The sequence below is a fragment of the Bradyrhizobium guangxiense genome (genome assembly GCF_004114915.1).
GTDB lineage: Bacteria > Pseudomonadota > Alphaproteobacteria > Rhizobiales > Xanthobacteraceae > Bradyrhizobium > Bradyrhizobium guangxiense.
The window spans coordinates 3135736-3148179 of sequence record NZ_CP022219.1; the positions used below are offsets into that span (position 1 = coordinate 3135736).

Annotated in this window: 10 protein-coding genes and 1 tRNA gene; 10 read left to right on the top strand and 1 reads right to left on the bottom strand. The window is 64.8% G+C overall.

Going from position 1 to position 12444, the window contains the following annotated elements:
• Positions 1-39 precede the first annotated feature (39 nt).
• The 8 genes from X268_RS14805 to X268_RS14840 all read left to right on the top strand — a co-directional run bounded on the left by X268_RS14805 (position 40) and on the right by X268_RS14840 (position 10007).
• Positions 40-2370 carry an acetamidase/formamidase family protein gene (locus X268_RS14805; RefSeq protein ID WP_164938129.1) on the top strand — a complete coding sequence of 777 codons (2331 nt, stop codon included), beginning with the start codon at positions 40-42 and terminating at the stop codon, positions 2368-2370.
• A gap of 13 nt (positions 2371-2383) precedes the next feature.
• On the top strand, positions 2384-2767 hold the full coding sequence (locus tag X268_RS14810; protein WP_128925638.1) for a RidA family protein: 384 nt from the start codon (positions 2384-2386) through the stop codon (positions 2765-2767).
• Between the two features lie 301 nt (positions 2768-3068).
• A tRNA-Asn gene (locus X268_RS14815) sits at positions 3069-3143 on the top strand.
• Positions 3144-3358: 215 nt separating this feature from the next.
• A complete protein-coding gene (locus tag X268_RS14820; protein ID WP_128925639.1) occupies positions 3359-3538 on the top strand; it encodes a hypothetical protein in 180 nt (59 codons plus the stop codon).
• Positions 3539-3677: 139 nt separating this feature from the next.
• Positions 3678-4340, top strand: a complete 663-nt coding sequence (locus X268_RS14825) for a protein-L-isoaspartate O-methyltransferase family protein (RefSeq protein WP_164937739.1) — start codon at positions 3678-3680, stop codon at positions 4338-4340.
• 206 nt (positions 4341-4546) lie between these two features.
• Positions 4547-5932 carry a TolC family outer membrane protein gene (locus tag X268_RS14830; RefSeq protein WP_128925641.1) on the top strand — a complete coding sequence of 462 codons (1386 nt, stop codon included), beginning with the start codon at positions 4547-4549 and terminating at the stop codon, positions 5930-5932.
• Between the two features lie 305 nt (positions 5933-6237).
• A complete protein-coding gene (locus X268_RS14835; protein ID WP_164937740.1) occupies positions 6238-7002 on the top strand; it encodes a PopZ family protein in 765 nt (254 codons plus the stop codon).
• 128 nt (positions 7003-7130) lie between these two features.
• The gene (locus tag X268_RS14840; RefSeq protein WP_128925643.1) at positions 7131-10007 is read left to right on the top strand and encodes a valine--tRNA ligase; all 2877 of its coding nucleotides are present in this window, start codon (positions 7131-7133) and stop codon (positions 10005-10007) included.
• Positions 10008-10096: 89 nt separating this feature from the next.
• On the opposite strand, the gene X268_RS14845 is transcribed toward X268_RS14840, so the two are convergent.
• Positions 10097-10699 (bottom strand): DNA-3-methyladenine glycosylase, encoded by a 603-nt coding sequence (locus tag X268_RS14845; protein WP_128925644.1) that lies wholly within the window; start codon positions 10697-10699, stop codon positions 10097-10099.
• A gap of 130 nt (positions 10700-10829) precedes the next feature.
• Here X268_RS14845 and lipA point away from each other — a divergent pair, with 130 nt between their 5' ends.
• On the top strand, positions 10830-11786 hold the full coding sequence (lipA, locus tag X268_RS14850; RefSeq protein WP_128925645.1) for a lipoyl synthase: 957 nt from the start codon (positions 10830-10832) through the stop codon (positions 11784-11786).
• 6 nt (positions 11787-11792) lie between these two features.
• The gene (locus tag X268_RS14855) at positions 11793-12287 is read left to right on the top strand and encodes a type II toxin-antitoxin system RatA family toxin (protein WP_128925646.1); all 495 of its coding nucleotides are present in this window, start codon (positions 11793-11795) and stop codon (positions 12285-12287) included.
• Positions 12288-12444 lie beyond the last annotated feature (157 nt).

The following is a 12444-nucleotide window of genomic DNA, read 5'->3' on the forward strand; positions in this document are numbered from 1 at the left end:
CAGAGGTTGCTTCGATCGACCGCAATCTGGGTCGATCCGATGAGCTTCCGGCCGTTCACGAGCGAGTCCTACGCGCAAGACGACCGCCCCGAAGCCTGGCGGGACGTGCTGGCGGCGGTCGGCCTGCAGCCGGCAGGCGGTCATTCCTTCTTTGACGGGCACGCGACCGCCTCGCATCGCCATGCCGCAGGTGTTGCGCTGACGCGCATGGCCGCGGGCGCGCAGAGCGTCGGTCCGCTCTCACGAGCGAACGAAGACCTTCCAATCGCGCTGATACCGGTCGAGGATGGCATGGTGCTCAGAAGCGCCGGCGGTCACCGCATCGTTCCCGTCGGCCATCTCGTGCTGCTGCCCCGCAGCGGTGACTGGAGCATCGTGTTCCAGCGCGACATGCGCGCCATCGTGCTGTCGGTCACGTCGGAGGCGCTGCACGGACGCCTCTCGGGCAAGCCACGGCTCGGCGAGCCCTGTGTCGTTCCGTCCGGCGGCTTTGCCGATGTGTTCTCGCGCCTGCTGGACGCGACCGCGCGCACGCTGGATAGTTTGAGCGATTCCGAATGGAATTCGCTCGCGCAGTCGCTGGTCGATCTGCTGTTGACGCTCGCGCATCAGCTGGCGGCCTCGAGCTCCGATGCCGGATCGAGTGCGACGCAGGCTGCGCTGCTGCACCGGATCTGCCAGACCATCGAGCGTCGCCTCGACGATCCCGATCTGGTGCCCGCGCGCGTCGCGCAAGCCGAGGGCATTTCCGAACGTTATTTGCAAAAGCTGTTCGAGACGGTCGGCGACAACTTCACCCACTACGTTCGCGAGCGTCGTCTCCAGCGCGCCTGGGCGGATCTTTCCAACCCGACCGAGGCGCATCGCTCGATCTCGGAGATCGCCTACGCCTATGGCTTTGGCGACTCCGCGCATTTCAGCCGCGCCTTCCGCCATCGCTTCGGCCTGCCGCCGCGCGAGTTTCGCCAGCAGGAGGCGGAGCGAGCGACGGCACAGCACGGCGTCGCCGGCCAGCGCGGCTGGCCGCAGCAGGCGCTGACGCAATTGCGCGCGCATCAGAGCCTGGAGGGCCGCGGCAACGTCGCCTGTGCCAGTGCCGAGGAGCGCGCGAGCACGGAGCGCAGACATCACCATCTTGCGGTCGAGGCCAGCCGCGTTCATTGGGGCTATTTCAGCCGCTCGCTGCCGCCGCAGATCGAGATCGCATCGGGCGACACCATCACCATCGAGACACTGACGCAGCACGCCTCTGACGCCCCTGACATGATGATCGCCGGCGATGCCGCCGCCGAAAGCGTGTTCGGCTGGACGCGGAACAAGAAGAACGTCGACCGTCGCGGCGCAGGACCGATGGATGCCAGCGTGTTCGGCCGCGGTGCCGGCGAGGGGTTTGGCGTGCACATCTGCACCGGGCCCGTCGCGGTGAAGGACGCCCAGCCTGGCGATGTGCTGGAGGTGCGTATCCTCGACATCGTGCCGCGGGCGAGCCGGAGCCCGAACCACGCCGGGCGCGTGTTCGGCTCCTCGGTGGCGGCCTGGTGGGGCTATCACTACAACGAGTTTCTCGGCGGTCCCAAGCCACGCGAGACCGTGACCATTTACGAGATCTTTGACGATGTGGACGCGCCGCATGCCCGCGCGCTCTATTCTTATCGCTGGGAGCCGCAGACCGATCCCTTCGGCGTCGTGCATACCACCTACGACTATCCCGGCGTTCCCGTTGTACCCGCCACGATCAAGCGCCGGCACGCCGTGCTCGACGGCATCAAGATTCCTCTGCGGCCGCATTTCGGCGTGATCGCACTGGCGCCGCGCGAGGTCGATTTCATCGATTCCGTGCCGCCGTCCTATTTCGGCGGCAATCTCGACAATTGGCGGCTGGGGAAGGGGGCGACCGTCTATCTTCCGGTCTCCGTGCCCGGCGCGCTGCTGTCGGTCGGCGATCCCCACGCAGTGCAGGGCGATGGCGAGCTCAGCGGCACCGCGATCGAATGCTCGATGACCGGCACCTTCGAGGTGACCCTGCACAAGAAGGCCGATCTCGCCGGCCGTCCCTTCGCGGATCTCTCTTATCCCCTGATCGAGACCGAGAGCGACTGGGTGCTGACCGGCTTCAGCCACCCCAACTACCTCGCCGAATTCGGCGCGCAGGGGCAGAGCGAAGTCTACGCAAAATCCTCGCTCGATCTCGCCATGAAGGATGCGTTCCGCAAGATGCGGCGCTTCCTGATGAACGTCAAAGGCCTCAGCGAGGACGAGGCGATCGCGCTGATGTCGGCGGCGGTCGATTTTGGCGTGACGCAAGTCGTCGACGGCAATTGGGGCGTGCACGCCATCCTCAGCAAGCGCCTGTTTCAGGACGCACCTTAACAAGGACATCCAAGTGAAATTCCACATGATCAGCGGCGGACCAAAGCCGGTCGCGCCCTTCAGCCACGTGGTGGAGACCGATGGCTTTGTGTTCGTCACCGGCCAGATGCCGGACACGCCGCAGACGCCGGGCGTGTTGCCCGATGGCATCGTCGCGCAGACGAAGGCCGTGATGGAGAATCTGAAGGTGGTTCTCGCCGGCCTCGATCTCGGCCTCGAGCATGTGGTGATGGCGCGCGTCTATTTGACGCGCTTCAAGGAAGACTATGCGGCCATGAACGAGACCTACCGCACGTTCTTCGCACCCGACCGCCTGCCGGCCCGTACCTGCGTCGGCGTCACCGGGCTTGCCTATGATGCGCTGATCGAGATCGATCTGGTGTGCCGGCGGCCGTAGCGGAGAAAACAAACTCCGCCGACCTATGAATGCCCGAAACGATAGAAGCTGGGCCTTGCGCGTCTCGTCTCGCGCAGGCGTTGCGGAGTGCAGATCGATGGGCGTTGAACGTTTCGATCGCGCGCCGACCCCGGCACCAAGACCCGCTCGTTCCGCGCGGAATAACGGCCGGCTGCCATGGCCCGGAGGAGGGGCGGTTCAGGCCCATCCTCAAGGACGTTCGGATGATGACGAATTCGTCCTTTGCAAGCGCAAGCGGCTTTGTTATACGCAGCCCCGCGCGAACGACTGGTTCGCCTTTTCCTCGGTAGCTCAGCGGTAGAGCATCCGACTGTTAATCGGATGGTCGCTGGTTCGAATCCAGCCCGGGGAGCCAAATCTTATCGCAAATTCAAAGTGTTATGAGCGCGCCTTCATGTGGTGCGCGACATCGCTGCATCATTTTCTGAGCGGTCCCTCCGCGATCCGCCGTCTGGAATCGCCTTCAACCGGATGTGTGCATGGGCGTTGTCGCGCCATACGGACGGCGTCAAATCGACTCAATTGAAACCGAGCTTTGCGGGTGCCGGATTGCTACGGAGCTGATTCCCTATGCCAGACATCCAGGTCGACCGTTCTGATATGGCCCCCTCGATTCTGCCGGCCGACGTTCCCGAGCTCAGCGACGATGAATGCCTCGCTTGTCTGGCGCGAGCGGTCGAGACGCCCGATTCGGCGCGGCTGGACGAAGTCGCGGCTCTGATCGGTCGCCTTGCGGTGGCGATCGAATAATCCGTTCCGGCTCCTGATCCGGTAAGATGCGGACGCCTTAGTCGCGCCGGCTAACGGCCGTGTTGCGTTTTGGTCGAGCATGTTCCAAAGATGCCGCCAAATCATCTCAGCGGCATGGTCCGCATTGCAGGGTCCGCTAATGTCCGGTTTCTCGACCGCGCGCCTTAAAATGGTCGATGGCCAGGTGCGCACCAATGACGTCACCGACCGTCGTATTCTCGATGCCATGCTCACGGTTCCGCGCGAGGCCTTCGTGCCGGCCACCCGGCAGGCTCTGGCTTATCTCGATCTCGACCTCGACGTGAGCGAGGGCGCAGCCAAGCGCTTCCTGATCAAGCCGCAGCTGACCGGCAAGCTGCTGCAGGCCGCCGAAATCGGTGAGAACGACAACGTGCTGGTGGTGGGTTGCGCCACGGGATACGTCGCCGCGCTGGCCGCCAAGCTGGCCCGTCAGGTCACGGCAACGGAATGCGATTCGACCCTGGCCGCGAAGGCCAAGGATGCCTTCACGTCGTTGGGGATTGCCAATGTCACCTGCAAGGCCGCGGCCTGCACCGAAGGCGATCCGTCCGCCGCGCCCTATGACGTGATCATCCTCAATGGCGCTGCCGAGGTGACGCCAGAAGCTGTGCTCCGGCAGCTGAAGGAGGGCGGACGCCTGGTGGGGGTCTCCGCCGCATCGAGGCCGCCGCGGGCCATGATCGTCACCCGGACCCACGGGGAATTCGGCCATCGGACCCTGTTCGACGCCGCTGCCCCGGTCCTTCCCGGGCTGGAACGGGCTGCTGCTTTCGTCTTCTGACGGCGTAAAACCCGATAAAATCCCGTTCTGAATCAGAAGTGTGGCCGGGATGCTGCACGTGAAGAGTTTCCACCGAGAACTCTCCTGAGGTAGTTCCGTCGCGCCAATCCGCATCCTATGTTGCGGCGGGGCAACGACTCCACTCGGTAGACGGTAACCCAGCTCGCGGGCACGAGGTGGGCGTTAGAATGAACGGAATTTTTGGGATGCATGGGGTGAAGCTCTTCACCGGAGCTGCGGTTTCGGTCCTGCTGCTGGCGCTTGCCGGGCCGACGCCTGCCTTGGCGGACACGATCGAGGCCGCACTGGTGCGCGCCTATCAGAACAATCCGCAGCTCAACGCACAGCGTGCCCAGGTGCGCTCGACTGACGAGAATGTGCCTCAGGCCTTGTCCGGCTACCGGCCCAAGGTCAATCTGACGGCGACCGGTGGCTATCAATATCAGGATTTGCAGAGCGGCGTTGGGACTAACTCTATCTATGGAACGAGGGTGCCTCGCAGCGTTGGAGTGACCGCGACGCAGACGCTCTACAATGGCAACCAGACCGCCAACAAGACCCGCGCGGCGGAGAGCCAGGTTTCCGGTGCCCGCGAAGCATTGCGCAGCCTCGATCAGAGCGTGCTGCTGAGCGCTGCCACGACCTACATGGACTATCTGCGCGACGCTGCCACGCTCGAAGTCCAGCGTAGCAACGTGCGGGTGCTCGAGCAGACGCTCAAGCAGACCCGTGATCGTTTCAACGTCGGCGAAGTGACCCGCACCGACGTCGCCCAATCGGAAGCGCAGCTGGCGGCCGGCAGGACGCAGGCTCTGACCGCGGAAGCAAACCTCACCACGACGCGCGCGAACTTCCGCCGCATCATCGGCAACGAGCCGACGAACCTGGCGCCCGGCTCGCCGGTGGACCGTTTCCTGCCCGCGACGCTCGCAGCCGCCGTCGAGCTCGGTCTCGTCGAGCATCCCAACGTCACGGCCGCAATGTTCGGCATCGACGTCAATTACTTGCAGGTCAAGGTCGCCGAGGGCGCGCTGCTGCCGACCCTTTCGCTTCAGGCAACGGCCCAGCGGGCAGACGAACAATCCTTGATACAGATGCGATCGTACACCGCATCGGCGGTCGCGCAGCTCTCCGTGCCGATTTATAATGGCGGCGGTGAGTATTCGCTGATCCGCCAATCCAAGGAAAACCTGGCGCAGCAACGTCTCAACCTCGAAAACACCCGCGACCAGACGCGCGCGACCGTGGTGCAATGGTGGGGTTCGTTGCAGGCGGGCAAGGCGCAGGTGCAATCGGCGCAGGCGCAGGTCACGGCGTCCGAGATCGCGCTGAACGGCGTGCGCGAAGAGGCCAAGGCCGGTCAGCGCACGACCCTCGACGTCCTCAACGCGCAGCAGGCGCTGGTCAATGCGCGCGTGGCGCTCGTGACTGCGCAGCACGACCGGGTCGTCGCGTCGTACAACGTCCTCGCCGCCGTCGGCCGTCTGGCGCCGCAGGTCCTCGGCCTGGCGACCTCGGTTTACGATCCCAGCGTTCACTACCATCAGGTCCGCGACAGTTGGATCGGCGTACGCACGCCCGACGGGCGCTGATTCCCGTAAGTACCCGGTCAGCCTCGCGAGTAGCCGAGGCTGGACCGGCGCTTTGCTTGCAATCGTCAAAATCCCTGACATAGCCTTGCCAAGATAATGCGGGTCGATTCGGCTCGCATTGATACCGTGTGCGTAAAGCTTGAGTGCCGGGGGCAGGGGCGCACCGCCGCACGTTGAGCCGTGATCTGGGGACAAGTCGGGCTGCCGCGACGAAAATGGCGGGCCACTTGGTGCGGAACCGGCCAATCCTGTCGTGCTTGGTGTAAAACAACGCATGCGAGGGCGTTGATGATGTGGAGTCGGAGATGACGCAGCCTGCAAAGGTCACAGAACCCTCGATGGAGGAGATTCTGGCCTCGATCCGGCGCATCATTGCCGACGACGAGGCCAAGCCGCCGCCGGCAGAGACCGCCAAGCCCGAGAAAGCTGCAGCCCCTGCCGCGCCGCCAAAGCCGCAGGCGATGACTGACATTCCGCCGTCCAAGGTCGCACCGGCCAAACCGGCCGCCGAGAAGCCCGCTCCACCCCCGGCCGCAAAGCCGGCGCCGGCCCCGCCACCTGCAGCGGAGGCATCCAACAGCCAAGACGACATCGACGCGCTGCTGGCGGGGCTCGATGCGGCCACGCCTGCGGCCGAGGTCCGCGCACCCGAGCCGGAGCCAGAACCAGAACCCGACGTGCTCGAATTGACCGACGAGATGGCGGTGGATCCGATGCCGCCCCCGCCGCCGCCGAGCTTCCGCAAGGTCGAGCCGCGCGACGACCTCGAATTTTCCGAATCGCCGCCGCGTCCGACGCCGCCGCCACCGTCCTACGCGCCGGTGGACTTCGATGCGCCGCCGCTGCCGCCGCAACAGCCGATCCTCGCGCAGTCGACGGTCTCGGCGGTCGAATCCGCCTTCAACTCGCTGGCCCACACGGTGCTCAGCAGCAATGCGCGGACGCTGGAGGATCTGGTCAAGGAAATGCTGCGTCCGATGTTGAAGTCCTGGCTCGACGACAACCTGCCGGGCCTCGTTGAACGCATCGTGAAGGCCGAAATCGAGCGGGTCTCGCGCGGCGGCCGCTGAGGCCGGCCGTACGGCCCCGATAAAGCCCTGCTCCCAGGGCATATTCGGCCCGCGGACTGGGCTTGAAAGCCTTTTGCCGCTGAGCTTTCCGTTGACTTGGCCCGCCCACGCGGCTTTCTAGCAGCCCCATGATCGAGAAAAATTACCAGCCTGCCGATATCGAAACCCGCATGTCCGTGGTGTGGGAGGACAGCCTTGCCTTCAAGGCCGGCCGCCCCGACCGCCGCGACGCCGCGCCCTTTACCATCGTGATCCCGCCGCCGAACGTGACGGGTTCGCTGCACATGGGCCACGCCCTCAACAACACGCTCCAGGACATCCTGTGCCGGTTCGAGCGCATGCGCGGCCGCGACGTGCTGTGGCAGCCCGGCACCGATCACGCCGGCATCGCCACCCAGATGGTGGTCGAGCGGCAGCTGATGGAACGCCAGCAGCCCGGCCGCCGCGAGATGGGTCGCGAGAAGTTCCTCGAGCGGGTCTGGCAGTGGAAGGCCGAGAGCGGCGACACCATCATCAACCAGCTCAAGCGGCTCGGCGCCTCCTGCGACTGGTCGCGCGAGCGCTTCACCATGGACGAGGGCCTGTCGAAAGCCGTCGTCAAGGTGTTCGTCGAATTGCACCGCGAGGGGCTGATTTACAAGGACAAGCGGCTGGTGAACTGGGACACCAAGCTGCTCACCGCGATCTCCGATCTCGAAGTGCAGCAGACCGAGGTCAAGGGTCACCTCTGGTATCTGCGCTACCCGATCGAGGGCAAGACGTTCAGCCCCGAGGATACCTCGAGCTTCATCGTCGTCGCCACCACGCGCCCCGAAACTATGCTCGGCGATACCGGCGTAGCCGTGCATCCCGAGGACGAGCGCTATCAGAAGCTGGTCGGCAGGAACGTGATCCTGCCGCTGGTCGGCCGCAAGATCAAAATCGTCGCCGACGACTATTCCGATCCGGAGAAGGGCTCGGGCGCGGTGAAGGTGACGCCGGCGCACGACTTCAACGATTTCGAGGTCGGCAATCGCCACGGCCTGCGCCGGATCAGCGTGATCGACCGGGAGGGGTGTCTCGATCTCGTCGACAACGAGGACTATCTGCGCGACCTGCCGGAAGGCGCCGCGCAATTTGCCGAGGAATTCCACAAGGTCGACCGCTTCGCCGCGCGCAAGCGCATCGTCGAGCGGCTGGAATCGTTCGGCTTCGTCGAGCGGATCGAGCCGCACACCCACATGGTGCCGCATGGCGACCGCTCCGGTACGGTGATCGAGCCCTACCTGACCGACCAGTGGTACGTCGACGCCAAGACGCTGGCGAGACCTGCGATCGCCGCGGTGCGTTCGGGCGAAACCACCTTCGTGCCGAAAAACTGGGAAAAGACCTATTTCGACTGGATGGAGAACATCCAGCCCTGGTGCATCTCGCGCCAGCTCTGGTGGGGTCACCAGATCCCGGCCTGGTACGGGCCCGACGGCAAGGTCTTCGTCGCCGAGACCGAGGAAGAGGCGATCAGCCACGCGCTGGGCTATTACGTCGAGCAGGAAGTGATCACGCCCGAGCAGGGCCGCGAGATGGCGCTCGACCGCAACAAGCGCGACGGCTTCATCACCCGCGATGAGGACGTGCTCGACACCTGGTTCTCTTCGGCGCTGTGGCCGTTCTCGACGCTCGGCTGGCCCGACGACACGCCGGAGGTGCAGCGCTATTACCCGACCAACGCGCTCGTCACCGGATTCGACATCATCTTCTTCTGGGTCGCCCGCATGATGATGATGGGGCTGCACTTCATGAAGGAGGTGCCGTTCTCGACCGTCTACATCCACGCCCTCGTCCGCGACGAGAAGGGCGCCAAGATGTCGAAGTCGAAGGGCAACGTCATCGATCCGCTCAACCTGATCGACGAATACGGTGCGGACGCGCTGCGCTTCACGCTGGCCGCGATGGCGGCGCAGGGCCGCGACATCAAGCTCGCGACCAGCCGCGTCGAGGGCTATCGCAATTTCGCGACCAAGCTCTGGAACGCCTGCCGCTTCGCCGAAATGAACCAGTGTGCGGTTCCCGACGGCTTCGAGCCGGCGAAGACGAATGAGACGCTGAGCCGCTGGATCGCGCATGAGACCGCGCACACCACGCGCGAGGTGACGGAGGCGATCGAGGCCTATCGCTTCAACGATGCCGCCGGCAGCATCTACCGCTTCGTCTGGAACGTCTATTGCGACTGGTATGTCGAGCTCGCCAAGCCGGTGCTGCTGGGGCCGGACAGCCCCGCCAAGGACGAGACCCGGGCCATGGTCGCCTGGGCGCGCGACGAGATCCTGAAGCTGCTGCACCCCTTCATGCCCTTCATCACCGAAGAGCTGTGGGAGGTGACGGCCAAGCGCGACGGCCTGCTCGCGCTGGCGCAATGGCCGCTGAAGCCGGCCGAGCCGACGCCGGAGCAGCTCGCAATCCTCGCTGCAGCTGCCGGCCCGACCGATCCGCTGGTGTCGCCGATGCTGGTCATGCCGATCTTCGATCACGCCGATTTCACCGATCCCAAGGCCGAGGCCGAGATCGGCTGGGGGATCGACCTGATCACGCAGATCCGGTCGGTGCGCGCCGAGATGAACATCCCGCCGGCGACGCTGACCGCGTTGGTTCTTGCCGGCGCCTCGGCTGAAACCAAGGCGCGCGCGCCGCGCTGGACCGAAATCATCAAGCGCATGGCACGCTTGTCGGACATCTCCTTCGCCGACCGCGCGCCCGACGGTGCGGTCCAGCTGCTCGTGCGCGGCGAGGTGGCGGCGCTGCCGCTCAAGGGCGTGATCGACGTCGCAGCCGAGCGGACGCGCCTCGACAAGGAAATCGCCAAGGCCGACGCCGACATCAAGCGCGCCGAGTCCAAGCTCGCGAACGAGAAGTTCGTTGCCAATGCGGCCGAGGAGGTCGTCGAGGAGGAGCGCGAAAAGCGCGAGGCGGCGCTGGCGCGCAAGGCCAAGCTGCTCGAGGCACTGGAGCGTCTGAAGCAGGCGTCGTGATCTGGCTGTCATTCCGTGGCGATGCGTAGCATCGAACCCGGAATCTCGAGATTCCGGGTTCGGCTCTGCGAGCCGCCCCGGAATGACGATCACTTCGGAAACGGCTTGCTCAAGAATTTCGAGCCCCTGACGCCGTAGCGCCAGGGCAGCTCGACGGCCTTGGTGATGCCGATCCGGATTCCGGTCGCGACCTCGACGTCGCCGGTCCGCGCATGCAGTGCGAACGGCGGCCGGTCCAAGGGCAGGGTGTTGTGCGCGATGCTGATCCCGAGCGCTTCGGTCAGCTTGCCGGGGCCCGAGCACAGCGCATGCAGATCCTGCAGATGGCGACGGCGACGCATCGCAGCTAAGCCGTGCGTCGGCTGCAGCGCGCGGATCAGCACGGCGCTGGCCGAGCCTTCCTCCTCGCAGACGAAATTGACGCACCAGTGGATGCCATAGGAGCGATACACGTAGGCGTAGCCGGGCGGACCAAACATCACCTGGTTCCGCGGCGTCGGGCCATTGTAGGAATGCGCCGCCGGCTCGGTATGATGATAGGCCTCGACCTCGACGATGATCCCGCCGACGCCGTCGACCAACATGGTGGCCCCGATCAGGTCGTGGGCGACCTCGCGGACGTTGCGCGCGAAAAAGCCACGCTTCAGGGTCTTGCCAAGCCGTGGTGTGGAAGGTTTCGAGACTGGAGCCATTCGAGGTGAGAATCGCTTGAGAACAGAGCAGGATATTGCCCATATCTGCCATGTTCCCTGAAGTGGCGCGAGCCGGGTTGCGATGCCAGGCCAGACCGACTAGGTAGGACCTGAACAGACCGGACAGACCATGGTCGTTATTGTCGATACCATTTCGAACCCGCTGCGCCCGCGCCACCCCGAAAAGGTGAAGCGTCCTGACTCCGCTTCGCCGCCGAAGCCGGACTGGATCCGCGTGCGCGCGCCCAACACCCGCGGCTATGCCGACACCCGCAACATCGTGCGCTCCAACGGGCTGCACACGGTGTGCGAGGAGGCGGGCTGTCCGAATATCGGGGAGTGCTGGGACAAAAAGCACGCCACCTTCATGATCATGGGTGACACCTGCACCCGCGCCTGCGCGTTCTGCAACGTCAAGACCGGCCTGCCCAACGCGCTGGACACGGCCGAGCCGCAGAACGTCGCCGAGGCGACCGCCAAGCTGGGCCTCGCCCACGTCGTCATCACCTCGGTCGATCGCGACGACCTCGCCGATGGCGGCGCCGAGCATTTCGCCCAGACCATCCGCGCCATCCGGGCCGCATGTCCCTCGACCACGATCGAAATCCTGACACCCGACTTCCTGCGCAAGGAGGGAGCGCTCGAGGTGGTCGTCGCCGCCAAGCCCGATGTCTTCAATCACAATCTGGAGACAGTGCCGTCGCGCTATCTCACGGTGCGGCCCGGCGCGCGCTATTTCCATTCGATCCGGCTGTTGCAGCGGGTCAAGGAACTCGATCCCACCATTTTCACCAAATCCGGCATCATGGTCGGCCTCGGCGAGGAACGCCATGAGGTGCAGCAGGTGATGGACGATTTGCGCTCCGCCGACGTCGATTTCCTGACCATCGGCCAATATCTGCAGCCAACCCGCAAGCACCACGCCGTGATGCGCTACGTGCCGCCGGACGAATTTTCGTCGTACGAGAAGATCGCCTACACCAAGGGCTTCCTGATGGTGTCGGCGAGCCCGCTGACCCGCTCGTCGCATCATGCCGGCGAAGACTTTGCGAGACTGAAGGCCGCGCGGGCAGCTAGCGCCCGCTGAACCGCCATGCCCAAATTTTCGAGCAAGCGCCGTGTCAATCACAGCGCATCCGAGATGTTCGACCTGGTCGCCGACGTCGAGCGGTACCCGGAATTCGTGCCGCTCTGCAGCGCGCTGAAGGTGCGGCAGCGGATGGCGAAGCCCGACGGCACCGAGGTGCTGGTGGCCGACATGACGGTGTCGTTCAAGCTGATCAAGGAATCCTTCACCAGCCGGGTGACGCTCGACCGCACCAACTTGAAGATTCTCGTCGAGTATCTGCAAGGTCCTTTCAGCAATCTCGAAAACCGCTGGACGTTCGAGCCCAAGGGCCAGGACCAGGGCCAAGAGCAGGGCCATGGCGTCTGTGACGTCGGATTCTTCCTGTCCTACGAGTTTAGGAGCCGCATGCTGGCGATGCTGATGGGCTCGATGTTCGATGCCGCCTTCGCGCGGTTCTCGACCGCGTTCGAAAAGCGGGCGGATGCGATCTACGGCCGGCCGAAGCTGGCGCCGACATAGGCACACTCTTTCCGCCGTCATTGCGAGCGTAGCGAAGCAATCCAGAGTCTCGCCGCGGCGGGACTCTGGAAAGCCGAAATTCTGTAAAGGCGAATGTTTTTGTTGCGGGCGGTTGACCGCCCGCTTGTGTGTTTTGCCTGTCGGGCAACGCAACGGC